The sequence below is a fragment of the Hymenobacter terrenus genome (genome assembly GCF_000972495.1).
Taxonomy (GTDB): domain Bacteria; phylum Bacteroidota; class Bacteroidia; order Cytophagales; family Hymenobacteraceae; genus Hymenobacter; species Hymenobacter terrenus.
This window is the reverse complement of sequence record NZ_LATM01000003.1, coordinates 173,193-196,307: the sequence shown is the minus strand read 5'-3', so window position 1 is coordinate 196,307 and position 23,115 is coordinate 173,193. Positions and strand designations below refer to the sequence as shown.

The following is a 23,115-nucleotide window of genomic DNA, read 5'->3' as shown; positions in this document are numbered from 1 at the left end:
TCCCCTCCTACCGCTCAGCTCACAACCGATGATGCGCCGCTCCCGTCTTTCCCGTCTGGCCCGCCGCGCGGCTGTTCCGGCTGCGCAGCGGGTGACCAGGAGCACTACCCGCCCGGTACTACCCAAGGCCAGTACGCCGCCCAGCACCGCCACCCTCCCGCTATTTGGGCAGGGCCTGGCTGATAAGGTGCCGCTCATTTTATTCAGCTACGACTTGCGGCGCCGGCAGCTGCTGCACTGCAACCGACATTGCCAGACGGTGCTCGGCTATACCAGCCAGGAGCTGCTGGACCTTGGGCCGGCTTTCTCCTCAAAGATGTTGGACCCCGATTCCCGCGCGCAACTGCTCAAACAGGATGTTAATGCGCTGCTCACCGGCGACCAGGCCCTGAGCTGGGACTGCCACTTTTACCACCGTGACGGGACTTCGCGGTGGCTGCGCATCCGCTTTCGGGCCAGTGCGGCAGCCCCCGATGGCCAGGTGCTGGAAATCATGGGCAGCGCCGAGGACGTGACTCGCCACCGGGCGGCGGTGAGTGCGCTGCGGCAGAACCGCCACATGTTGCGGCGAGTGGTGGACCTCGTGCCAAACCTCATCTATATCTACGACCTGCAGCAGGAGCGTAATACCTACTCCAACCAGCGCATGGAGGCGGTATTAGGGTATTCCAGTGAAGAAGTCCTCGCCTTTCCCGAGGGCAAGCTTTTGCTGAACCTCGTGCCAGCCCATGCACTAAAGGAGCTACGGGCGCATTGGGACCAAGTAACCAAACTGCCCGATGGGGCAACGCTGACGCTTGAATTCCCCGTACACCATCGCGACGGCTCACTGCTCTGGCTACGCAGCACACACACGCCTTTCGCACGCAATTCCAACAATCAGGTAACCAGTATTATCGGAGTAGCCGAGGACATTTCCCAGCGGCGGCGAGCCGACGAGCTCAGTCACGCTGCCACCGACCGCCTGTCCGAACAGTACCGTCTGTTTCGGCAGGTCATCGACGCCCTGCCGCATCCTATCTACTTAAAAGATGGCCACGGCAACTACTTACTGGCCAACCGAGCCCTTGCTTCTCTCTTTGACATGTCGCCCGATGAGCTGGTGGGTTACGGCGAAGCCAACATTCCGGTGGGTACCAGCGGCGACACCACCCGCTACATGATTCAGGACCGTCAGGTGCTGGCAACCGGCGAGGATTTAACCCTGGAGGAATCCTACACTTACCCTGATGGCCAAGTGCTGTGGTTCAGCAGCGTGAAGCGCCTTTTCGTGCGGGCCGACGGCACGGCCCAAGTGCTGGGCGTCGACAGCAACATTACCGAGCTAAAGCTGACCCAGCAGGCCCTGGAGGCTGCCATTGGCGAGGCCGAAGTGGATGCAAAGGCCAAGCAGGATTTCCTGGCCAACATGAGCCACGAAATCCGTACTCCCCTGCACGGCATCCTCGGGCTGACGGGCGTGCTGGCCAAAACGACCCTCAGCCGTAGCCAGCACGACTACCTGCGCCTGCTCGGTGAGTCGGCCGAACACTTGCTCACGGTGCTGAACGACGTGCTGACTACTGCCCGCCTGGGGGCCGGCAAGCTACGCCCCGAAGCCAGTCCCTTCAGCCCCGGGGAGTTGCTGATGGGCTGCGCCGCGCTGCTGCGGCCGCGGGCCCGCGAGAAGGGCCTGCGCATGCGCGTCGAGAAGCCCAAAAAGCTACCCGAAGTGTTGGGCGATGCACACCGTTTGCGGCAAGTATTGCTCAACTTGGTGAGCAATGCTATTAAGTTCACTGAAACCGGTCAGGTGCTGCTACGCTGCCGCCCCGTGCCCGGCCCCGTGAATCACACGGAGCCCGAAGGCACTGTATGGCTACAATTTACGGTCACCGACACGGGAGTGGGCATCGCGGCCGAAACCATGGAACAGGTGTTCGAGCCCTTCACCCAAGCCACAGCCAGTACCGACCGGCAGTACGGCGGCTCCGGATTAGGCCTGAGTATCTCGAAAGGCCTGGTGGAACTAATGGGCGGGGTGTTGCGGGTCTGCAGCGAACTGGGCCGAGGCAGCACGTTTGCCTTCACGCTGGCATTCGCGCCTGTGGCTGCCAGCGCTCCGCTACCTACCGCGCCGGCCAACTTGCTACCACTGCCCATGGCCGGCCGCATCTTGCTGGTAGAAGACAATTTAGTAAATAGCTTGCTAGCCGAAACTGTCCTGCGCAACTGGGGCTGGCAGGTGACCACGGCTGCTAGTGGCCCCGCGGCTATCCAATTGTTTGAGTACCGTCCGTTCGACCTCGTACTGATGGATATTCAGATGCCCGGCATGGATGGCGAAACGGCCGCCCGCGCTCTGCGCGAGCACCCCGACCCCGCTCGGGCCGGCACCCCCATTATTGCACTCACCGCGCGCGCCCAGGCTGGCGAGGCCGAAAGGCTGCAGGCGGCGGGCTTTGCTGGTTACCTGGCCAAGCCCTACCGCGAAGAACAACTACTTGAGACCATGCATGCGGTGCTAGCTCGTCAAGACCTAGCCGCCGAACCTATCCCGCCATATAATAAAGTTAATACTATGCCTCCTACCCTCCCTCTTTACGACTTGAGCAACGTGCGCCAGCTGGTGCGCCAGGACGAAGCCGTTGTTCGTCGCCTTGCCTGGGCATTTATCGAATCGACGCCCGCCATTCTCACGGCCCTCGACGAGGCCCTGACCCGTGCGGACTGGGAGGCAGTTGGCGACGCCGCCCACCACCTCAAAAGCTCCCTCGACGGCCTCGGGGTAGAAAGCCTGCGCCACATTATCCGTGAGATTGAAGCCTATGGCGAAACTCCGCCGCCCTCCGCAGTCCATGCGGCGCAACAGGTGGCTCGGGTGCGCGCTACCACCGAACAGGTAATGGCCGACCTTCGGCTCGAATTCCCCGAGCATTATTAGCATCTCACTCGCATGAGCGAGCCCGCCGCGTCGGTTTACCCCACCCCGCTACTCACCCGCACCGACACTATTATCATCGGTGCGGGTCAGGCAGGGCTATCTGCGGCTTACTACTTACAGAGAAGCCGAGTAGATTTCCGGCTGCTGGATGCGGCTCCTACGGCAGGGGCAGCCTGGGAGCACCGCTACGATTCGCTACGCTTGTTTTCGCCAGCTTGGGCCAGCGGGCTGCCCGGCCGGCCTTGGCCCGGCAACCCATTACGCTACCCCACCCGCGACGAAACTACCGCCTACCTGCGCGACTACGCCGCCTACTTTAATTTTCCTCTCGAAACCAGCCAACGGGTGACCCGTGTGGCCCCCGCCCCAGATGGCACAGGCTACATAGTAGAAACTGCCGCGGGTCGCTCCTTCGCAGCCTCTCGCATCATTGTGGCCACGGGGTCTTATACCACACCACGGGTACCTGAATGGGCCGCCCAATTGCCGGCGGCCATGGTTCAGCTGCACAGCCGTGACTACCAGCGCCCCAGTCAGCTGCCCAAAACTGGCCCGGTAGTCGTGGTGGGCAGTGGCAACTCGGCCCTGCAAATTGCTGCCGATGTGGCCGCCACCGGCCGGGCCGTATTTGTGGCCTTCGACGAAAAAACGCCGGCTTTTCCCAACAATCAACTCATCTGGGCACTTCTGACGGCCACCGGCCTATTGGGAATTTCCCGCCACACGGCATTGGGCCGCCAAATGCGCAGTCGCCCCGAGCCGGTGGTAAGCGGCGATTTGGCAAAGTTGCGCCGTTTTGCGAATGCCCAGTTTATTGGCCGGGCAGAGGCCGCCTCGCCCACGGGCGCTATTCAGGGACAGCGGGCAGTGTCGGCGCCGCTCGCAGCGGTGGTGTGGGCCACGGGCTACCAGCCAGATTACGCATGGATTGATTTACCCATTTTTGAGGCCGACGGCAGCCCCCGGCACCAGCAGGGCCTGACAGCGGCTCCGGGCGTAGCTTTTTTAGGACTCGAGTGGCTGGACAGCCGCCGCTCGGCGCTGCTCAACGGCGTCGGCGCCGATGCCCGGCGCGTGGTAGCGGCTCTGCTCCGAATGCCGAAATTTTGTTGAAACCCAGCTTTATATTTTTGGGTTGAATAATTAAAGTTCGACCTCCTATCTTAGGAGTCTCTTTTCATTCACCCGATACTTCTCGAATTATGTTTATTTTCATGCTTTCCCTGTTAGCGGCCACCGCCATCCTTGCCCTCAAAACAGCTTCGAACATACAAGAAATGCTTGCTCCTGAGCCGGTTCCGGTTCGGGTAAAGAAGTAATTCTCGCAGGTATCGACATAAAAAAAGCAGCCCGAAAGCTGCTTTTTTATTGCTGTTTACTGGTATTTATGCAAAATTAGCGAATGACAAGCTTGCACATTTGGCTGGTATTATCTGCCTCAAGACGCACGTAATATAAACCGTTCGCGAACTTGCTTAGATCAAGCATTTTGGTATACCGGTCATTCATCTCAGTGAGCGTTTCGCGATACATAACCGAACCAATAACGTTTAGTACGCTCAGTTCCACCTTCTTGCCTTGCAAATTATTGATGGTCAAATGAACAATACCGGTGCTGGGATTTGGGTATACTAACAAGGTTTTGTCGTCGCCGGGCTTGCCTTGCTGGCCGGGACGTACCAGGGCCGTAGCGGCGGCGGTGGGCATTGTATTAAAGAGCGGTCCTAAGCTGAAGCTAAGACAGACAATTAATAACAATGGTAGCAGTAAGCGTTGCATCATAGTAAGAGTTAGTGGACGGTAGCAACAAGCGCAGAGCGCATTGGCTTAACGAATGGCGTTGATTTTAGTTTGGCAAAGGTACGTCAACGAAGCCAGTAGGCCTAGTAGTATATAAGGAAACATCGATGGGTTACGGTATTTTCTCACCCACGGTTCTCACTTCATCAACAAAATAAGTGGACATTTTAATGGTTGGCGGTGGCTTGGCGGGCTTGGCCGCAGCTCTGGACTTAGCCGGACGCGGCCACCGTGTGGCCGTGGTGGAACGCAAGCAGTATCCCTTTCACAAGGTATGCGGCGAGTACATTAGCAATGAGGTGCTGCCTTACCTGCGTCGCCTACATGCCGACCCGGCGGCACTGACCCCAGCAGCAATCAGTAGGTTCATGCTGTCGTCGCCGGGCGGCCGCATCCTCACAGCCAAGCTCGATTTGGGTGGCTTTGGAGTGAGCCGCTTCGTGCTAGACGATTTCCTGTACCAGTTAGCAGTGGCCCGGGGCGTTACCTTTCATTTGAAGAACACGGTAACCAACGTGACCTACGACCCAGTCACCGATCAACACCACGTAACCCTGGCCGACGGCCGCCAGCTGACGGCCCGCGTGGTACTGGGCACCTACGGCAAGCGTGCCAACCTCGACCGGCAGCTTCAACGCCCGTTTTTCACCAAACGCTCGCCCTACCTTGGGGTAAAATATCACCTGCGCCTACCGGGCTTCCCACGCGACCTGATTGCCCTGCACAACTTTGCCGATGGCTATGCAGGCATCTCGGCCATTGAGGACGACAAGCTGTGCTTTTGCTACCTCACTACCCGTCAAAACCTCAAGCGCCATGGTACCATTTCAGCCATGGAGCGGGAAGTAATAGCCCAGAACCCCCGGCTGCGGGAGATTCTGGAGTCGGCTGAAATGCTGTATTCGCAACCCGAAGTCATCAACGAAATCTCGTTTGCGCCCAAACAGCCGGTAGAGCAGCATGTGCTGATGGTGGGGGACGCGGCTGGCCTAATAACTCCGCTATGTGGCAATGGCATGGCCATGGCGCTGCACGGCGCCGCACTGGCCGCAAGGGCGGCGCACGATTTTCTGCAAGCCCACACCACGCGGCCAGCAATGGAAACTGCCTATTCCCGGGCTTGGCACGCCCAATTTGGAGCCCGGCTGCGGGTGGGCCGGGCAGTGCAGCGGCTGTTTGGTGGGCCGGTGCTGAGTGAGCTGGTAGTGGGTAGCCTGCGCTATTGGCCAAGTGCCGTCCAGGCCCTTATGCGCCGCACGCACGGAGCAGCATTTTAGGATTGCCGGTAATTTAGTGGTGACACTACTTCCTCAGCTGACCGAGTGCCTGATAGCTGCACGGTACTTGCTCGGAAAGCCGCACCAAGCTTGCCCAAGTATTGGGATGCTCATGATAAAAATGCGTGGCCCCATACTACCAACGCCACAATGTTGTTGACGTTATAATTGGCTGAGCAAAGCGTAAAACCGTTTGTTATACGTAAGCAGTGGCTGAATGTAGCCAACATCCTGTACATTCAGTTGCTTTAAGCCCCTCTTTTGAATCTGTAACTCATCCCCGAATGCCGAGCCATTTAGGTGCCATTGGCACTGCTAACCCTGTCCATCGCATTGCTCAGCCGCAAATTGCCGACTTCATGGCCCAGGCCCTGGATTTTGGCAAGCGCGACACGCGCAAGCTGCGGGCGCTGTACCGGGTGTCGGGAATTGAGCACCGCTATTCGGTACTGCCCGATTATGGGCGGCCCAACGGCGAATACACGTTTTTCCCTAATACGCCCAATCTGGAGCCATTTCCGAGCGTAGGCCAGCGCATGGCAGCTTACCGCCGCGAGGCCTTACCCCTGGCTATCCAAGCCGTGGGCGACTGCCTGCGCCAAGTGCCCGACGTGGTTCCGTCCAGCATCACCCACCTCGTCACGGTCAGCTGCACGGGCATGTATGCGCCGGGGCTGGATATTGAACTGGTGCAGGCCCTAGGCCTGCGGCGCGAAGTGCGCCGGACCTGTGTGAACTTCATGGGCTGCTACGCCGCCATGAATGCCGTGAAGCTAGCCGATGCCTTTTGCCAGGCCGACGCCCACGCCCGGGTCCTGATTGTGAGCGTGGAGTTGTGCACGCTTCACTTTCAGAAGAGCCCGGAGGAGGACCATCTCATCAGCAACGCCTTGTTTGGCGACGGCGCGGCCGCGTGCCTCGTGCAGGCCGAGCCACTGCCCAACGATGCCCCCAATCTGACCCTGCAAGCCTTTCACTGCGGCCTGGAGCCTGATGGGCGCGACGATATGGCTTGGCACATCAATGATTTTGGGTTTGAGATGACTCTTTCGAGCTACGTGCCCAAGCTGATTCAGCGCGGCATCCGTCAACTTACCGATGGGCTGCTGGACAGCCTGTCCGTGCAGTTGGGCGACATTCGGCACTTTGCCATTCACCCCGGCGGTCGCAAGATTCTCGAAACCATCGAAACCGCTCTGGGCCTGACCCGCGATGATAATCGCCACGCCTACCGGGTGCTACGTGATTACGGCAATATGTCATCGGCCACGGTGCTGTTTGTGCTGCGCGACGTGCTAACCCACGCTTCCCCCGCCGACCACGACGCACCAGTACTTAGCTTCGCCTTCGGCCCCGGCCTGACCATGGAAGCCATGCTGCTAGAGGTTTCATTTTCGAATTACCGATCATCATTTAACGACCAAGAGCACGCGGTGATGTCACAGGAGAAAGTTGCCGCTCACCAACCGGCCCGCGAGCGGGCCGTTGCTTCACTTATTAAATGAGCGTTGTTACATGCTGAATGAGAGAGCTTCCGGTCCGGAATTGATGGACGACCTAACGCTGGCAACCGACGCCCTGCGCCAGAACCTCGACGAGCTAGAAACCATCAACACCTGGCTGGGCGGCTACCAGCCCGTCCTCAACGCCCTGGAACGGCTACGGCACCGCTTTCCGAAAGGCCGGTCTGTGCGCTTGGCCGACCTAGGCAGCGGCGGCGGCGACACGCTGCGCCACGTAGCCCGGTGGGCCCGCAAAAAGGGAGTTTCAATGGAGTTAGCCGGCATTGATGCCAACCAATTCATGGTGGATTACGCCATGGCGAAAAGCCAGGCCTATCCGGAAATTAGCTATCAGCAGTTCGATATTTTTTCGCCGGAGTTTCAGGACCAGCCTTACGATGTTCTCACATGCAGCCTGTTCTGTCACCACTTCACGGATGATGAGTTGGTGACTCTGCTCCGGCAGTGGCAGCAACAGGCGCGGGTCGCCGTCGTCATCAACGACTTGCATCGGCACTGGCTGGCCTACCATAGCATCAAATGGCTCACGCGGTTGCTGGGTGGCTCCTACTTGGTACGGCACGATGCGCCACTGTCAGTAGCCCGGGCTTTCCGGCGGCAAGACTGGGTGAAGTTAATGTCGCGGGCTGGCGTCATGAAATACGAGTTGCGCTGGCGCTGGGCCTTTCGCTGGCAAGTAATTATTGGCTGACCCTTTCACTTGGTCTCATCATCCCCACAGCCCGGCCGCTACCCGAAACGTATTCGCGTGAGCCTCTACGATATCGATGATGCGCTCGGAATAGCCGCCGCCCATGCAGACCACCACTGGCAACTGCTGGCGATGGCAGAGGTTGAGCACCAGCTCATCGCGCCGACGGCAACCATCACGGGTGAGGGCCAGGTGCCCAAGCTTATCAGTGGCTAACACATCAACCCCAGCCAGGTAGAATATAAAGTCGGGGTGCACCTCATCCACAAGGCGGGGCAGGGCTTCGGCTAACAATTGCAGATACCGGGTATCGTCGGTGCCATCGGGCAACGGTAAATCCAGATCGGATAGTTCTTTACGAGCGGGATAATTGCGGGCACCGTGCATGGAAAAAGTAAACACCCGTGGCTCGTGCTGGAAAATGGCCGCCGTACCGTTTCCTTGGTGAACATCGAGGTCCACGATGAGCACCTTTCCAATGCTAGGCTCGTGCTCCAGCAGCCAGGCGGCAGCTGTGGCTTGGTCGTTTAGCAGGCAAAATCCCTCGCCCCGCGCCCGAAACGCGTGGTGCGTGCCACCCGCGATGTTAAATGCCACACCGTGCTGCAATGCCCGACGGGCGCACTCAATCGTACCACCCAAAATAGTTACTTCGCGGTCAAACAGCGCCACCGACCATGGAAACCCGGTAGCTCGCTCCTCCTGCCGCGTGAGCTGGCCCAGGCGCAGTCGCTCGTAGTAGTCGGCGGCGTGCACCAGCAAAATATCCGCTATTGGCGGTGGAGTAGGAATAAAAAAGTCGGCCGCCGTGGCTGTGCCTTCACGCAAAAGCTGCTCAGGTAGCAGCTCATATTTCAGCATCGGAAAGCGGTGCCCCTCAGGCAGGGCATGGGCGTAGTTGGGAGCAAAAGCAATAGGCAGCATCAGGGTAGCAACAGGTGAGCCACGTGGTTTGCCAAGACGCTTTCTCTTGGGTGCGCTTTTTAGCCACGAGCACACTGGGTACATGACAATAAAAAACCCTCTTTCTTTCCAGAAAAGAGGGTTTTCGTGAGGCGTATTGGGCTCGAACCAACGACCTCCACCGTGTCAGGGTGGCGCTCTGAACCAACTGAGCTAACACCCCAGAATGGCTACATACTATCGCATGGCCGCCCCAAAGGTAGTACCGCGCCGCCTTTAGTGCATTGGCTAGCGTGTTTTTTTTACTGACTTCTAGGAATGTTGGGCAACCTTCTGGCCTCGGAAAAGTATAGTGGGAAGCGGGAATAGTAATCTTCCCGGCTCATATCTCATTATCTTATCTGCTTTCACTCATGAAAAAGACTCTTCTGTTTTTATTACTGACTGTGGCTTCCATGCCGGCTGCTTTCGCTCAGGCCCGTCCGGGTGGCTCACTTTCCTCCAAAGACTACACCGGCGGTGGGGTTACTGATTCTCGCAACACTGGCTTTGGTATTAAGGGAGGCTACAACCTTAGCGGCGTGCGCGGCAGCGATATCAAAGGTATTGAACGTCAGTCACGCAACGATTTTCACGCCGGCTTATATGGCCAGTTCGGTTTCAATAATTTCTCGTCCATCCAAGCTGAGCTCCTGTATTCGCGGCAGGGCTTTGAAGCTAACACCGGCACAGCCGGGGCGCGTCAACAATACCGCCTCGATTACCTGATGCTCCCTGTGATGTATGTGGGCAACGTGACGGAGACCATCAGCTTTCATATTGGCCCACAGGTATCGCTGCTCACCAAGGCCAAGCTCGAAGACCGGGATTTGGGCCTGTCCCGTAATGGCTTCAATACCCTTGATTTTGGGGGCGTTGGCGGGCTGGAAGCCCGTGTGGGTCCGGCGCGGATTGGTGCTCGCTATAACCTGAGCCTAGGCAAAATCTTTGAGGATAGCACCCCTGAGAATGCCGCCGTGAGCACCAACTTTGGTAACTCTGACATCTATAACAACCTCTTACAGGTTTACGTAGGCATTGGCTTCACGCAATAGTCCTTCCATTCACCTTTATTTTCTCAAAAAGGAAGCCCTGACAGGCTTCCTTTTTTGTTTGTAGACTTCTCACCCGTTTCTCGTTGCCATGCCAGTACCCACTACTGAACTCGCCACTTTGCACCACGCCCGGGAAATGCTACTGGGCCAAGGCTTGGCCGTGCTAGCGGCCTGGGCCTTAGCCAATCTGTTGGGAAGCGGGTATCTTCTATCCCGAGCCGACCGCCGCTACGAACCCTATTATTTCCACGGCATGAATGTGGGCTGGGGCCTAGTCAATACCGCGCTAGCGGTTTGGGGCATCCTTCATCAGCAACCGAAGGCCCCTACCAACTTGCGAATAGGTGAACTTTTTCAGGCGCAGCTTTTCAACGAAAACTTATTCCTGCTCAACGCTGGCCTGGATGTGGCCTATATCATGACCGGCTTCTATCTACGGGCGCAAGCAGCCGTACCAGACCAATTGAAATCGGAGCGGTTACTGGGCTTTGGAAAGTCGCTGTGGTTGCAAGGGAGTTTCCTGCTTGTCTTCGACGCCATGATGTGGAGCTTGCTGCACTGGCAAGGACGCATACTGCTGAATTCGCTCTGATTATAAACCCGATACTCAAATCCGTTCACCCCCCGCTAAGCACACCCGCAATTTCTCTCAACCGGAAAAAGGTACGCTTTGAGGAATTTCACGAAGAATAGTCGTCGGCTCCCCTCTCGTTTGAAAAGGCTCATCCCGCAGGGCTTTCGTGACGTTACCTCAATCACCGCCGCCAAGTTCATCTCATTATGGGACATCAACCCCATTCTGAGAAAAAGGTGTTTTTATTCACCAAGAAAAAGATGCCGTAAATCGACAAAAACACCTGGTTCAGCTTATAAAGCTTATTCCACATTCTGGCTGTCTGAATTTTGAGCACTCGTTAGTTGCATTAGGCCTGACGGTTATTCCGCTCCTGCCACTTCCAGTTTGCTATGCGTTCCCTCCTAATCGTCCTTTTTTCTGTTTGCATCCTTTTGAGCTTCGGCGCCTTATCCAAGCCCCTTGACCGTGCTGAGGCTGTTGTGCTTACCTCGCCGGCTGGCGGCGTGCGCCTCAATGGCACGTTGCGCCTGCCAATAGGCCCTGGTCCTTTCCCCGCCGTGGTGCTGTTGTCCGAGCACGGCACCGATGCCAGCGACTTCAACTCAGCCGAAAACCAGCTGCTCGGCGGTATGGCTGATTACTTTGTTAGCCAAGGGGTGGCCGTATTGCGCTTGCAAGAGCGAGGCCAGGGCGGCTCCGAAGGCTCGTTCAGCGCCACCACACTCGCCGAACGCACGGCCGATGCCATTACGGCACTCAACTACCTGCGTACCCGGCCTCAGCTCGATGTGACGCACATTGGCCTGGTTGGCCACGGTGAGGGTGGCAACGTTGCACTACTGGCCGGTGCCCAGCCACTGGCTCCTGCTTTTGTGGTGGCCCTAGCCGCCGCTGGACTGCCCGGCCGCGAGTTGCTGGCCAATCAGCCTGTTATGTATGGTAAGGTGCTGGGCCACGACTCTACCGATGCACAGCGCCAGCAAGAGTATCAGCGCCAAGCCTTGGCTGCTGAGCAGGAAGCTGCCAAAATGCGCACCCAAGGCTCCAACGCTGCTCAGGTGCAAACCTACCTCGACCAGCAGCACCTGCGCCAGAAGACGGCCATACGCCGCGATGAGGAAGCCCGCATCAAGCACCAGCGCGCCATGCTTGAAATCGTGCGTCAAACTCCTGATAATGCCCAGGCTCAGGCTATTCTGAGCAACATGCTGCGCCAGCGCTACCCCAACATTGCCCCCACCGATGTGCAAGCCAGCGTGCAGTTGCTCACCACGCCCGCCTACCGCAGCTACCTCGCTTTCGACCCACAGCCAACGCTGGCCAACGTGCGCTGCCCGGTGCTGCTGCTGCAAGGCGAGGACGACGCGGAAGTGAATGCAACCGTGAACCTGACGCTGCTCAAAAAGGGCCTGCACAGCAATCCGCACGTTGCTGAGTTGCGCTACCCCGGCCTCAACCATGCCCTGCAGTTTTCCAGTGCCAAAACCGCGGGGGTGTCGCCCGCACCCACCTCCCCGGATGCCCCAGCCAACATCCGCACCTGGATTATGAGTCAGAAATAGAATTTTTACCTGGCAGTAAGAGCCGAGCCAAGGAACTGCATTACAAAACGAACCTGCCCTGCTTGGAATACGCTCAGCAGGGCAGGTTTGTGTGCATAGTTAAGGGTTGGCTATTTAATTAAAGATTGGCTTCAATTAATTTCAGCAAAGACTTCTTTTCTATCTCCCAAGTAAACTTCGCTTCAACTATTTTTCTACCTTCTTTTCCCATCGTTTCCCGTAGGCTTTTATCCTTCGATAACTCAAGGATTTTTTGGCCCATTGAGGACGTATCCTTTTCATTAACAATGAAGCCGCTGACCGTATCCGATACGGACTCCGGAATGCCAGCGTGGCGAGTAGAAACAACAGGTAAGCCGTGTGCCATGGCCTCTAAAATGGCAACCGGCAGCCCTTCCTGGTCCCCTGTTAATGGGCAGGTAATAGAGTGTTGGATAAAAATATCCGCCTCGAGCATGCGCTTATGAACCTCTTCATTGGGCAGCGATTTATGCAGGCTGACCTTATCCTCCAACTGGTGCTCTTTAATATAGTCTACGGCCGACTGGAATAGTTCGCCGGACCCTACGTAATCCAGCGTAAGCTTTGGGTTTTCTTTGGCAGCTTTAGCAAAGGCTTCCAGCAACAGAACCGGCGCCTTTTTGGGTACCATTCTGCCAACTGCAAGGCACTTGACAGTCGCGTTTTCCTGCCGGGCTTTTATAGCTTCGGGCAAATAAACTCCGTAGGGAATTATATGGATCAGGTGCTCCTTTATCCCTAAATCAATTAGAAGCTGCTTGCTATACTGGCTCATTGTGATAACGCCGGCAGTTCTATTGAAGTTTTGGTATTCTCTTCGCCAAAACTTCTCCCGCAACTTTACTGAGATATCATACCCGTGAGCATGCGCGAAAAGCTTGATGTTCAGCTTAGAGGCAAGGTCAATAATGGTAGTACTGACATCGAGGTATTCTCCTAACAGTACGGATACGTTGTGGTCTTTTAAAAAACCTTGCAGAGCGCTATTGTAAAGAAAGTTAGACCGCTGCTTGATGCCCACCATTCCCAGAGCCACTTTATAAAGCTTTTTCTTACGGTCTAAATTTAATTGCCCGTCAAGCTCCGGAAGCATGAATTTAGGTGCGTCCACATCCCAATGTCCGCAGTAAGGAGGCTTATCAGAGCCCGCAACTATTACCGAGCGCCCAGGCAAAAGCTCTTGCATATGCCTTTTGATGAAGCTCTCAGAAATGGCCCCAAGATTTGGTGAGAATATGGCGAGGTTCTTCATATCTATTTTTTAGTGTGTTTGCTTAATGACTTAGCGAAAAGCGAAGAGCCCATATCCAGAATATGAGTAAACTTCTCCCTAGTGGGCTTAAACAGGCTCATCAGCCCAACATAGGTCACGGCCCCCACAACAAAACCGCACGCACAATATAAAACCGGGTGCATCTGCAAATGCAGATGGTCCACATAACGGACATAACCCAACATAGCCACGCCACTTAGTAAAGAGAAGACCAGCGGCATTGATACTTCTCTTAAAAAGAGCCCAACCGAAACGGGGGTTTTGTGCAGACTATAATAGAGTGATGGAAAAAATAACCCGTAGGCCACTATTGCCTGTGATATTGCTACGCCTTTCACTCCGCCCATCATGACGCCTATGCCAAAGCCTGAAACCATGCAAATAGCATTGACAAGCCCAATAATAAAATATCTTTTAACGCTGCCCGTAGTTATCAGTATCAGTCCGGTGGTACTGGTTACGGGTTGAATAAAGCCAGCAATGGCCAGAAGCTGGAAAATTACGCCTGCTCCTACCCACTGTTTTCCCAAAACTAATAAGATTACTTCATCAGCGAATAACCCTAAATAAACCACTACTGGCATTGAGAAAAAAGCTAAAATAAACAAATATCGGGCGTAGAAATTCCGATATTTATCCGCATCGTTTTGGAGAGAGCTTAGCGCTGGAAGAGCGACGGAATTCAGCGGATTCCTTAGCTGTACGATGGGCAGCATTAGCAACTGGTACGCTTTAGAATACAGCCCCAGCGCCACCGAGCCGACAAATTTTCCGACAAAAACATTATCCATGTTTCTGGAGAAATGATTGACTACATCGAAACCGGTAACTCCCGCGCCAAACTTCAAGAAAGAACTTACGTTTTCTTTTTTAAATCCAAAATTTGGTCTCCAATCACATATTGCCCATAAAGCGACCGTCTGCACCACCGAAAAAACCAATCCTTGGATTACCAGAGCCCAATAACCTAAGCCCAACCAAGCAGAAACTATACCAGCCAGCAGACTTGTTCCTACTGCACCTAGCTGTATCAAGGCCAAACTATTAAACCTCATTTGCCTCTTCATCAGCGCGTTGTGCTGCAAAGAAAGACCCACGATAAATATGTCGAGGGCGGAGACGAGCGTGATTTGGAGAATCCTAGCTTCTTTATAGAAAGAAACAATAAGAGGCGACAGCAAAGCCACCACTAAAGCGATGCTTAGACTTATGAGCACATTCACCCAGAAGACCGAGCTAACTTCGCTTTGAGTTAGTTTTTCTTTCTGAATTACGGCTGAGGATAAGCCTAAATCTTTGAAAATAGTGACAAAGCCCGTGATGCTAGCCACCATGGCAATTAACCCATAATCTTCCGGCAGAAGTAACCGCCCCAGGATAATTGTAGAAGACGTATTTAGGATAAACGAACCTGCTTGGCCGGCAATCGTGCTTATTCCGCCTTTTATTGAATGGCTCTTAAGACCCTGTTTCAGGTGTAGTGTATCAAACCAAGTATCCTCTTTAGCAACATCTAGTACTACGTCATTTTCCATACTCTTCAACTGTTTAATGCTGTGAGTGCTTCAGCTTAGGTTCACAATTGACCTGCAAGTTCAGTATAATAAACCAGCTTTGAATCAAAGCTGGACTATTACAGGCCTGCTGATGCTTCTAACTCCAATAAGGAGCCAGTAGTATGCAGCTGGACAATCAAGTCCATATTACTTTTCTACTATAGGGCCTAAAAGGAATAGTCCAACTGCACTAGGGCCGCTTGCCGTAGCGGTTAAAATATTTCGGCAAGTGGCCCTGGTGGAGCCGAACAACATAAGTGGAAGCCTACTGGCTGCTAGCTGAGGATGGTACTTGGCAGAGAATGTGTGGGCGAAATGCGGGCGATGAGACGCGGGGGGTGGCGCCTCTAACTCGTTTCAGCAGCTTGGCCACTTCTCAGCGACGGCCACCGTGCTGGGGCTCCAGCATTTCTTCCACAATTTTCTGGTTGAAGGCGGGAATATCGCCGGGCTTGCGGCTGGTGATGAGGCCGTGGTCGGTTACGACTTCGGAGTCCTCCCAGTAGGCACCAGCATTCAGGAGGTCGGTGTGGAGGCTGGGCCAGCTGGTCACGCGCTTGCCACGTACCACGTCGGCTTCAATGAGGGTCCAGGGGCCGTGGCAGATGGCGGCTACTACCTTGCCCGACTGGGCGAACTCGCGCACGAAGGCCACCACATCCCGGTCCATGCGCAGAATATCGGGGTTTATCTGGCCGCCGGGGAGCACGAGGGCGTCGTAGTCGGCGGGGCTGACCTCGGTGATGACCTTATCTACTTTCACCGTGTCGCCCCAGTCTTTGGCTGAGCCGTCCCAGCCTTTGATGGAGCCGCTCTTGAGGGAAATGACGTGGGTTTCGGCGCCCTCGTTTTCCAGGTATTTCTTGGGTTCGTCAAGCTCGGCCTGCTCGAAGCCGTCGGTGGCAATGATGGCAATTTTCCTGCCCTTGAGTTTGTCGCTGCTGAAAAGGCTCATCGATGGTATGGAGGGAAAAAGGAAGGCCGAGAATATGCCCGGCCTTGTGCTGTACGCCCTTCGTGGTCTTTAGTTCCTGGCGCGCCCTTGCGCTGGGCCAGATGCGGCGTAGCTTCCCACCGGGAATCAACCCCAGTCTCTGACTTTTTACTCAATGAGTTAAGCCCACTTTCCTCCTACCTTCCTACTCTGCTTCAGGCATCAAACCAATGAATGGTAAACTGGGTGCCTTCGCCCACCTTACTGGCCACTTCGAGGTGCCCACCGCGGCTGGTGATGATGCGCTGCACCAGGTACATGCCCACGCCCACGCCCGCGCCCCCGATTCCCGGGTGCTGGCGGGCAAAAGGCTGGAACACCGGCGCCGGGCGGCCGGGCAGTATCATGCCCAGACCATTGTCCCCCACGGTGAGGGTGGGCCGGTCGGGGCCGGCCAGGCCGCTGCGCACCTTGATGCAAGGCGGCCGGCTGGGGTCGGCAAACTTGAGAGCATTGCTGAGCAGGTTGTGTAGGATGGAGCGCAGGTTGGCCTGGCCGTAGGTCAGCGTGGGGGCCGCACCGAAGTCCAGCTCGACGGTTGCCTCCGACTCCTGCACCTGGGTGCGCGGGCCCAGCAGCACTTCGTCGGTCACGCTGCGCAGGTCCAGCGGCTCGACGGGGGCCGTCAGGCCGCGCTGGTCCTGCACGGTGGCAGCCAGCTCCTGCACGGCGGCATCGAGCTGATTGAGTGCCTAGCCGACCATGCGCTGAATGCTGGCCTCGTCGGGGTCGGCGAAGGAGGCACTGCGACGCAGCTCGTCGAACAACCCCCGCAGGTTCAGCAGGGGCTGCTTTAGGTCGTGCGAGGCGGTGTAGACGAAGGTGTCGCGGTCGCGGTTGGTGCGGGCCAGCTCGTCGTACTGGGTTTGCAGCACTTCGCGCAGGCGGTGCTGGTCGTCCACGTCGGTGCAGGCGCCAAACCACGGGAGGCCGCGCGCATCGGCCAGTTGGCGCGCCCGGATGATGTGCCAGCGGTAGCGCCCATCGTGCCGTCGCATTCGGAACAAGCCCTCGAAGGGCTCGCCGTTGGGGATGCACCTAGCGGCGGGCGGCGGTGGTGAAGTGGGCCAGCCCGGTTTGAGTGAGGCCAAAGTAGGTGCACACGGTGCTAACTAGGATAAGCGGAGCATTTCGAGAATTGGGTTGGAACATGTCAGGGATAGCTGGTGCGTTCGTGGGTACCAAGCCATAAAAAATAAATTAACTCGCTACCAAAATGGTAACAAGTTTAAAAATAATAATTAGCTCGTTACCCATATGGTAGCGAGTCATAAAATAATAATTAGCTTGTTACCCATATGGTAACGAGTTATGAAATAATAAATAACTTGTTACCCAGCGTGGCAGCACGCAGGGTTAGCCCACGGGTGTGATGTGCGGTAGCCAAAACTCTGGCCTAGCCAGCCCTACCTCCGCAGCCGAATCCATCTCTACCGTGCCGATTCTTCATGCCGAACTTCAGCTACTAGGCCGTCAGGTGCCCTGTGCCACCGCCTCGTTCTCCTTTCACCAAGCCACTGACTACGAGGGCCGCCCCAGCTCGACCGTGCATAATGGCTTGCTGGAAGTGGTACTTACCGGCCAAGCCGCCTGCTTGTCTATCTGGCCTGAGTTAAAGCTCGACCCCTTCCGCCGGGTGAGCGGGCATCTCATCTTCTTTAAGGGAACCGGGCAAACCGCCAAGCGCTACACCTTCTACAACGCGGCGCTGGTGTACTACGACTGCCAGCTGGAGGCGCGCGGCCAGCACGGGCAGGCCGCGCTGGTCACGACCTTACACTTCTCGGCCCCCACGGTGGAGGTGCAAGGCCAGCGCGTCGAGACCTACAGCGTCATCCCCTGGCGGACCGACTCGGCCACCAGCTTCCGGGCCCTAACCAAGCTGCCCGAACCGCAGCCCTGGGCCGGGCTCGGGGTCGTCGTGCGCGAAAGCCTGCTCAAGGCCGAGCAATTGGCCAGCGGCTTGGTCAAAAAAGTCATTACCCCGGCTGGGGAGCTGGGCACCGAGCTGCTGGGGGTGAGCGCGGCGGCAGTGGCACGGGTAGCTTCGCTCACGGCCGGTATTTTACTTACGCCCACGAACAGCCGTGATGACCCTGGCTACGCGGCAGAGTGGGAGATGTACCACCGCAATCACCAGCCTCCGCTATTTCCCTCCTTAACACCGGCTCAACTGCGCTTGGCCCAACTAGAACGGCTATATGAGCACGGAACCCTTACCCCGGAGGAGGAAGCGGAGTTGATTGCCTTACTGGCCAAGGTCAAAGGCATTCACATCAACCAACTCGCGGACTTGCCCGGACCCAAAACCAATGGACGAGTCGCACTCCCTATTTTTACTCCACTGCTACCTGGTGAGGGTGAGGTGGGAACCTATAAAGAATTGCTTGATGCGGGCTCTAGAGGTGACAATATTACTCCACACCATGTACCTTCTGATGCTTATATTAAGCAGCACGGCGTAGCAAAAAATGATGGGGTATGTATTAACATGGAGCAGCCTCAGAATGGAGGGCGTCATAGAAGAACCAAAACATTTGGACGGAACATGACGGATGCTGAGCGTGAAGCCTACTATAAGCTGCCTCCTAAAGAAGCCTTAGATTATGACATCCAAAATGTGCGCGAGATTTTTAGGGAAGAAGGTAAACTTGATACTAAAATGGAGAAAAAGCTCCAAGAAGTACTCAACCAGAACAAGACTAAATTCCCTAAATTGTATGGCCACTAATAAAAATTCTATCACTAATAAAAGCTTGCTCAATGGCTACTAACATGGAATTAATAACGCAGCAGTTACGCGCTAACCGTTTGATGAAAAATAATGAGCAAATCGAGCTTTTCGAGGATGCGTTAGCACAAATTAGCAGTTATGAAAAGGTTGAGCATATTTCTGCTCTTTGTCAGGGCTTTGATGACCAGACAGAACACAGTGAAGTTATGTTTGGCTTGATTCATACGATTGAAGGATATGACAGAATATCCTCCCCATTAGAGGCAATAGATAGTTTTATACAAGCTGCTCCTTCTATGCTACCACATGCTGCCGACTGGCTGAGAACAATGCTTGTGCGCATCCTAAATGATGCTAATTCTAGGCTTTTGTTTAGCCAGTTACTGGCCAAGAGCAATCCAGACGCTAAAGAACTTATCCGGGGCATATTACAAAAAATCGCTGCCGACGACCCAAGCAAATTTAAAGCGAAGGTGAACGAGGTCGTTTAAGTTTTTTCTGGCGGAGGGCAGACGGCCAAGCGCTACACCTTCTGCGACGCGGCCCTGGTGTACTACGACTGTCGGCTGGAGGCACGCGGCCAGCATCAGCAGGCTGCTTTGATCACGACACTGTACTTCTCAAGGCCGAGCAGCTGGCCGGCGGGCTGGTAAAGAAAGTCATTATGCCGGCTGGGGAGCTGGGCACCGAGCTACTGGGGTGAGCGCGGCGGCAGTGGCACGGGCGGGCTCGGCTAACGCCTACTAACAGCCGTGACGACTCTGGCCACGCTGCTGAGTGGAAAACGTACCACCGGAATGCTACAGGACTCCCGTTATGGATTAGACCCGAACAGGGCGCGGGAGACGCCCCGAATAGCTACCTTAGAAGCCGCTTATATGGCTAGGCTACTCTATTAACGGAGCCTCACCAAAGCGCCCTGAAGTACGAAAATGGATGCTGAGCCCAGCAATTACGCAGCAGGGTTTCTACTGGAGCCAGCTCAACAACAGCTACTGACTACATTTAAAACAACTTAATTATGTCTGCCATTCAGGAATTGGACGATAACACTCACCAACAAATTGCACGGCGTAGTGCTGCTGGGAATGAATACATGGAGCAGGGAAACTATGTGAGTGCTATTGACGAGTTCAGAGCTGCATTCAAATTAGTCCCCGAACCTTATCAAGACTCGGATGCTTCGTTAGGGCTGCTTGCCTCTTTGGGAGAAGCTTATTACTTCACCGGCGAGTACCTCCATGCTCATGCCGCATTAGCCAAGGCCATGCACGTGCCAGGAGCCATCGGCACCCCCCATATTCACCTTCGATTGGGGGAAGTGCAATTCGAATTAGGCAACACCCAGCGAGCAGCCGACGAACTGTTGAGGGCCTACATGGGAGGCGGGGAGGAGATTTTCGAGGGTGAGGATGAAAAATACTTTGCCTTCCTCAAAAGGAATGCGGTGCTCTAAAGAAGCTGTGATGCCAAGGGCAGCGTCGCTACTTCGTTCTGGCTAATGCAAGCAGTTTTGCAGGCAGAGCCTACGTGCCTGGCAGCCCAAGGCCTATGCGCCCGCCCCACTGACTCGCCCCACGGGCATCCGAACCCACTCCCCACCGGCCAGCATCCGCAATCCAACGCGTGGCCCTGAAATAGCCAAAGCAGCTTTCGACTATCGAACGGGCAACGATTTGGTTTTTACCACAATCTCACTATCCGCTAGCTCGCTGTAGCGAATCAGGACATTGCCCTTCTTGCTACTATCCTTTTCAATGGGTTTTACGTTGCTTTCCCACTGGTTGCAATGGGTGGGAAAGGGCTTCACCAGTTGCTCCCACTTGCCCGCCCGGTAGGTGAACACGAAATAGCTCATTCAGCAGCTGGTAAACCACTCCGGTAAGAGACCAATCTCATCCGTGTCGTCATTCAGGTCGCCGAGGTTCGTGGGGGTGGCCCCGATGCAGTTGGGCACCGGGACTGCCGAGAAGCCTGCGTTTGAAAACCGCAAGTAGCTAGTACATTCTTCCTTGCACTCCATCTCGCCTACTATTTCTGGCGGTACGCTGGCGTATACTTTTGTCTTCTGTGAGTGCAACGTTCACTGTCTCGTTACCGTCTGTCGTTCCTTATGATTCGAATTCTGCTTGCCGTGCTCCTGCTTGCTGGGAGCCTCCGCCCCGCGGCCGCCCAAACCCTCTACATGCCACGCGACATCCAGCGGGCCTACGCCAACGGAACTCGCTCCCCCGACGGTCGCCCCGGCCCCAAGTACTGGCAAAACCGCGCCCGCTACGACATCACCGTTGAGGCCGCCCCGCCCGCCCGCGACATCCGCGGCCGCGAAACCATCACCTACTTCAACAACAGCCCCGATACCCTGCGCCAGGTTGTCCTGCGCCTCATCATGAACATCCACCGCCCTGGCGTATCCCGCGACGGCGATGTTTCCCCCAACTATCTCACCACCGGCCTCGTCATCGACAGCCTGCAAGTCGCCGGCCAAGTCCGCGTCATGCCGCCCAACCAGGGCCTCGGCACCATCCAGGGCGTGCGCCTGGCCCGCCCGCTGCCCCCCCGCGATTCCGTACGTTTCGCCATTGCCTGGCACTACCCCATTTCCGTCGAAAGCGGCCGTGAGGGCATGATTGACCCCACTACTTTCTTCCTGGCCTACTTCTACCCGCGCATCGCCGTCTATGACGATTACGCCGGGTGGGACCGCACTCCCTTCGTCGACAGTAAGGAGTTCTACAACGATTTCAACGACTATACCCTGCGCGTAAAAGCCCCGGCCAACTACATTGTGTGGGCTACGGGCACCCTCCAAAACCCGCAGCAAGTCCTCCAGCCCGCTGCGGCCAAGCGCCTGAAGCAGTCCATGACCAGCGACAAAGTCATTCACGTGGCTACCGCTGCCGACCTGGCCAAGAAGAGCATCACCGCCCAGCGGCCCACCAACACCTGGGTCTGGACTGCCCGCGACATTTCCGACGTCACGGTGGGCCTGAGCGACCATTACGTCTGGGATGCTGGCAGCGTCATCGTCGATGCCGCCACTAAGCGCCGCGCCAGCATGCAGGCTGCCTACGCCGACTCCACCGTGGACTTCCGCCAGTCGGTGAAAAACGGCCAGAATGCGCTGGGGTGGTTTTCCAACCCTAGCAACTGGCCCGGCGTAGCCTATCCCTTCCCCAAAATGACGGCTTTCCAGGGCTTCGCCGACATGGAATACCCCATGATGGTGAACGACAGCCCCCAGCAGGACCCGAAGTTTGCCCAGTTCGTGCAAGACCATGAAATTGCTCACACCTGGTTCCCATTCTACATGGGCATCAACGAAAGCCGCTACGCCTTCATGGACGAAGGCTGGGCCACTACTTTCGAGCTACTCATCGGCCGCACTGAAAACGGCGTCAAGGAGGCCGATGAACTCTACAAGAAATTCCGCGTTGACCGTTGGATTCACGACGCCGCCACGGCCGAGGACCTGCCCATCATCACGCCCAGCAGTGAGCTGCGGGCCGGCTACGGCAACAACTCCTACGGCAAACCTTCGCTCAGCTACCTGGCCCTTAAAGACATGCTGGGCGATGCCTTGTTCAAGAAATGCTTGCACACCTACATGGACCGCTGGCACGGCAAGCACCCCATTCCGTGGGACTACTTCAACTCCTTCAGCGACACCGCTGGCCAAAACCTGAACTGGTTCTTCAACAACTGGTTTTTCACCAACAACTACATCGACCTAGTCGTGGCGCCCGTGGCCGGCTCCACCATCACCGTCGACAACATCGGCGGTTTCGCCATCCCCTTCGATGTAGCCGTGGTATATGCCGATGGCAGCCAGGAGACGCTACACCAGTCGCCCGCCGTGTGGAAGGCCAACCCCAAACAGGCCGTCATCACGGCACCAAAACCCGTGAAATCAGTGGCCCTGCTCGGCGGTATTTTCATGGATGCCACCGAAAAGGACAACGTCTGGCCCCGGTAAGCTCTCCCAACCCAGCTCCGGAGCCTGACATTGATGCATGATTGAGTGTAAAGGGATAAAAAGCGGCTGCTTTTTATCCCTTTACTTTTTTGTGGTCAGCCATAGCTGTGACTTAGCCCCCCTCCTGCTGAGGAGGCCGCCATGCAGAGCGGGCTTTTAGGTGCTTACTTTCGCTTGATGGCTCCACGTCCTGCTCATTCGGCGCCTCTCC

20 protein-coding genes and 1 tRNA gene are annotated in these 23,115 nt (G+C 56.1%); 12 read left to right on the top strand and 9 right to left on the bottom strand.

Annotation, left to right across the window (positions count from 1 at the left end; translation table 11 throughout):
- Positions 1-28 precede the first annotated feature (28 nt).
- Positions 29-2,923, top strand: coding sequence for a PAS domain S-box protein (locus tag WX88_RS27345; protein WP_052732452.1), 2,895 nt, complete (start codon positions 29-31; stop codon positions 2,921-2,923).
- A gap of 12 nt (positions 2,924-2,935) precedes the next feature.
- A complete protein-coding gene (locus tag WX88_RS07400; protein ID WP_046243689.1) occupies positions 2,936-4,036 on the top strand; it encodes a flavin-containing monooxygenase in 1,101 nt (366 codons plus the stop codon).
- 282 nt (positions 4,037-4,318) lie between these two features.
- Here the strand turns inward: WX88_RS07400 and WX88_RS07395 are convergent, their stop codons facing one another.
- A complete protein-coding gene (locus WX88_RS07395) occupies positions 4,319-4,705 on the bottom strand; it encodes a T9SS type A sorting domain-containing protein (RefSeq protein WP_082115906.1) in 387 nt (128 codons plus the stop codon).
- A 176-nt stretch (positions 4,706-4,881) separates the two neighbouring features.
- On the opposite strand from WX88_RS07395, the gene WX88_RS07390 reads away from it, so the two are divergent.
- The 3 genes from WX88_RS07390 (at position 4,882) to WX88_RS07380 (ending at position 8,214) form a co-directional block, all read left to right on the top strand.
- A complete protein-coding gene (locus WX88_RS07390; RefSeq protein ID WP_082115905.1) occupies positions 4,882-6,000 on the top strand; it encodes an NAD(P)/FAD-dependent oxidoreductase in 1,119 nt (372 codons plus the stop codon).
- Positions 6,001-6,284: 284 nt separating this feature from the next.
- A complete protein-coding gene (locus WX88_RS07385; RefSeq protein WP_046243686.1) occupies positions 6,285-7,505 on the top strand; it encodes a type III polyketide synthase in 1,221 nt (406 codons plus the stop codon).
- Positions 7,506-7,515: 10 nt separating this feature from the next.
- Positions 7,516-8,214 carry a methyltransferase domain-containing protein gene (locus tag WX88_RS07380; protein WP_046243685.1) on the top strand — a complete coding sequence of 233 codons (699 nt, stop codon included), beginning with the start codon at positions 7,516-7,518 and terminating at the stop codon, positions 8,212-8,214.
- Positions 8,215-8,232: 18 nt separating this feature from the next.
- Here WX88_RS07380 and WX88_RS07375 read toward each other — a convergent pair whose 3' ends face one another.
- Positions 8,233-9,138 (bottom strand): histone deacetylase family protein, encoded by a 906-nt coding sequence (locus WX88_RS07375; RefSeq protein WP_046243684.1) that lies wholly within the window; start codon positions 9,136-9,138, stop codon positions 8,233-8,235.
- Between the two features lie 127 nt (positions 9,139-9,265).
- A tRNA-Val gene (locus WX88_RS07370) sits at positions 9,266-9,340 on the bottom strand.
- Positions 9,341-9,530: 190 nt separating this feature from the next.
- Between WX88_RS07370 and WX88_RS07365 the strand changes: the two genes are divergently transcribed.
- From WX88_RS07365 to WX88_RS07355, 3 genes are all read left to right on the top strand, one after another.
- Positions 9,531-10,211, top strand: coding sequence for a porin family protein (locus tag WX88_RS07365; RefSeq protein WP_052732451.1), 681 nt, complete (start codon positions 9,531-9,533; stop codon positions 10,209-10,211).
- An 88-nt stretch (positions 10,212-10,299) separates the two neighbouring features.
- Positions 10,300-10,803: a DUF6992 family protein gene (locus tag WX88_RS07360; protein WP_052732450.1), complete on the top strand. Its 504-nt coding sequence runs from the start codon at positions 10,300-10,302 to the stop codon at positions 10,801-10,803.
- A 374-nt stretch (positions 10,804-11,177) separates the two neighbouring features.
- Positions 11,178-12,350, top strand: coding sequence for an alpha/beta hydrolase family protein (locus WX88_RS07355; protein ID WP_082115904.1), 1,173 nt, complete (start codon positions 11,178-11,180; stop codon positions 12,348-12,350).
- Between the two features lie 118 nt (positions 12,351-12,468).
- Here the strand turns inward: WX88_RS07355 and WX88_RS07350 are convergent, their stop codons facing one another.
- The 5 genes from WX88_RS07350 to WX88_RS07330 all read right to left on the bottom strand — a co-directional run bounded on the left by WX88_RS07350 (position 12,469) and on the right by WX88_RS07330 (position 17,285).
- The gene (locus WX88_RS07350; RefSeq protein ID WP_046243682.1) at positions 12,469-13,623 is read right to left on the bottom strand and encodes a glycosyltransferase family 4 protein; all 1,155 of its coding nucleotides are present in this window, start codon (positions 13,621-13,623) and stop codon (positions 12,469-12,471) included.
- Between the two features lie 2 nt (positions 13,624-13,625).
- Entirely contained in the window at positions 13,626-15,179 is a 1,554-nt protein-coding gene (locus tag WX88_RS07345) for a lipopolysaccharide biosynthesis protein (protein ID WP_052732449.1), read from the bottom strand.
- Between the two features lie 397 nt (positions 15,180-15,576).
- Positions 15,577-16,155, bottom strand: coding sequence for a type 1 glutamine amidotransferase domain-containing protein (locus WX88_RS07340; protein WP_046243681.1), 579 nt, complete (start codon positions 16,153-16,155; stop codon positions 15,577-15,579).
- Between the two features lie 194 nt (positions 16,156-16,349).
- Entirely contained in the window at positions 16,350-16,862 is a 513-nt protein-coding gene (locus WX88_RS07335) for an ATP-binding protein (protein ID WP_052732448.1), read from the bottom strand.
- Positions 16,863-16,886: 24 nt separating this feature from the next.
- Positions 16,887-17,285, bottom strand: a complete 399-nt coding sequence (locus WX88_RS07330) for a PAS domain-containing protein (RefSeq protein ID WP_156175993.1) — start codon at positions 17,283-17,285, stop codon at positions 16,887-16,889.
- 344 nt (positions 17,286-17,629) lie between these two features.
- Between WX88_RS07330 and tssD the strand changes: the two genes are divergently transcribed.
- The 3 genes from tssD (at position 17,630) to WX88_RS07315 (ending at position 20,384) form a co-directional block, all read left to right on the top strand.
- On the top strand, positions 17,630-18,925 hold the full coding sequence (gene tssD, locus WX88_RS29880; RefSeq protein ID WP_156175992.1) for a type VI secretion system tube protein TssD: 1,296 nt from the start codon (positions 17,630-17,632) through the stop codon (positions 18,923-18,925).
- Positions 18,926-18,957: 32 nt separating this feature from the next.
- Positions 18,958-19,419 (top strand): Imm30 family immunity protein, encoded by a 462-nt coding sequence (locus WX88_RS27335; RefSeq protein ID WP_052732446.1) that lies wholly within the window; start codon positions 18,958-18,960, stop codon positions 19,417-19,419.
- 530 nt (positions 19,420-19,949) lie between these two features.
- Positions 19,950-20,384 (top strand): tetratricopeptide repeat protein, encoded by a 435-nt coding sequence (locus WX88_RS07315; protein ID WP_197076703.1) that lies wholly within the window; start codon positions 19,950-19,952, stop codon positions 20,382-20,384.
- A 201-nt stretch (positions 20,385-20,585) separates the two neighbouring features.
- Here WX88_RS07315 and WX88_RS07310 read toward each other — a convergent pair whose 3' ends face one another.
- Positions 20,586-20,786, bottom strand: coding sequence for a hypothetical protein (locus WX88_RS07310; RefSeq protein WP_046243679.1), 201 nt, complete (start codon positions 20,784-20,786; stop codon positions 20,586-20,588).
- Positions 20,787-21,041: 255 nt separating this feature from the next.
- On the opposite strand from WX88_RS07310, the gene WX88_RS07305 reads away from it, so the two are divergent.
- Positions 21,042-22,904: a M1 family metallopeptidase gene (locus tag WX88_RS07305; protein WP_046243678.1), complete on the top strand. Its 1,863-nt coding sequence runs from the start codon at positions 21,042-21,044 to the stop codon at positions 22,902-22,904.
- Positions 22,905-23,115: the final 211 nt, after the last annotated feature.

What these genes read in the sequence shown, in the direction of transcription:
- WX88_RS27345 (WP_052732452.1), top strand. Translation starts at nt 29, where the DNA reads ATGATGCGCCGCTCCCGTCTTTCCCGTCTGGCCCGCCGCGCGGCTGTT.
- WX88_RS07400 (WP_046243689.1), top strand. Translation starts at nt 2,936, where the DNA reads ATGAGCGAGCCCGCCGCGTCGGTTTACCCCACCCCGCTACTCACCCGC.
- WX88_RS07395 (WP_082115906.1), bottom strand. Translation starts at nt 4,705, where the DNA reads ATGATGCAACGCTTACTGCTACCATTGTTATTAATTGTCTGTCTTAGC.
- WX88_RS07385 (WP_046243686.1), top strand. Translation starts at nt 6,285, where the DNA reads ATGCCGAGCCATTTAGGTGCCATTGGCACTGCTAACCCTGTCCATCGC.
- WX88_RS07380 (WP_046243685.1), top strand. Translation starts at nt 7,516, where the DNA reads ATGCTGAATGAGAGAGCTTCCGGTCCGGAATTGATGGACGACCTAACG.
- WX88_RS07375 (WP_046243684.1), bottom strand. Translation starts at nt 9,138, where the DNA reads ATGCTGCCTATTGCTTTTGCTCCCAACTACGCCCATGCCCTGCCTGAG.
- WX88_RS07365 (WP_052732451.1), top strand. Translation starts at nt 9,531, where the DNA reads ATGAAAAAGACTCTTCTGTTTTTATTACTGACTGTGGCTTCCATGCCG.
- WX88_RS07360 (WP_052732450.1), top strand. Translation starts at nt 10,300, where the DNA reads ATGCCAGTACCCACTACTGAACTCGCCACTTTGCACCACGCCCGGGAA.
- WX88_RS07355 (WP_082115904.1), top strand. Translation starts at nt 11,178, where the DNA reads ATGCGTTCCCTCCTAATCGTCCTTTTTTCTGTTTGCATCCTTTTGAGC.
- WX88_RS07350 (WP_046243682.1), bottom strand. Translation starts at nt 13,623, where the DNA reads ATGAAGAACCTCGCCATATTCTCACCAAATCTTGGGGCCATTTCTGAG.
- WX88_RS07345 (WP_052732449.1), bottom strand. Translation starts at nt 15,179, where the DNA reads ATGGAAAATGACGTAGTACTAGATGTTGCTAAAGAGGATACTTGGTTT.
- WX88_RS07340 (WP_046243681.1), bottom strand. Translation starts at nt 16,155, where the DNA reads ATGAGCCTTTTCAGCAGCGACAAACTCAAGGGCAGGAAAATTGCCATC.
- WX88_RS27335 (WP_052732446.1), top strand. Translation starts at nt 18,958, where the DNA reads ATGGCTACTAACATGGAATTAATAACGCAGCAGTTACGCGCTAACCGT.
- WX88_RS07315 (WP_197076703.1), top strand. Translation starts at nt 19,950, where the DNA reads ATGTCTGCCATTCAGGAATTGGACGATAACACTCACCAACAAATTGCA.
- WX88_RS07310 (WP_046243679.1), bottom strand. Translation starts at nt 20,786, where the DNA reads ATGAGCTATTTCGTGTTCACCTACCGGGCGGGCAAGTGGGAGCAACTG.
- WX88_RS07305 (WP_046243678.1), top strand. Translation starts at nt 21,042, where the DNA reads ATGATTCGAATTCTGCTTGCCGTGCTCCTGCTTGCTGGGAGCCTCCGC.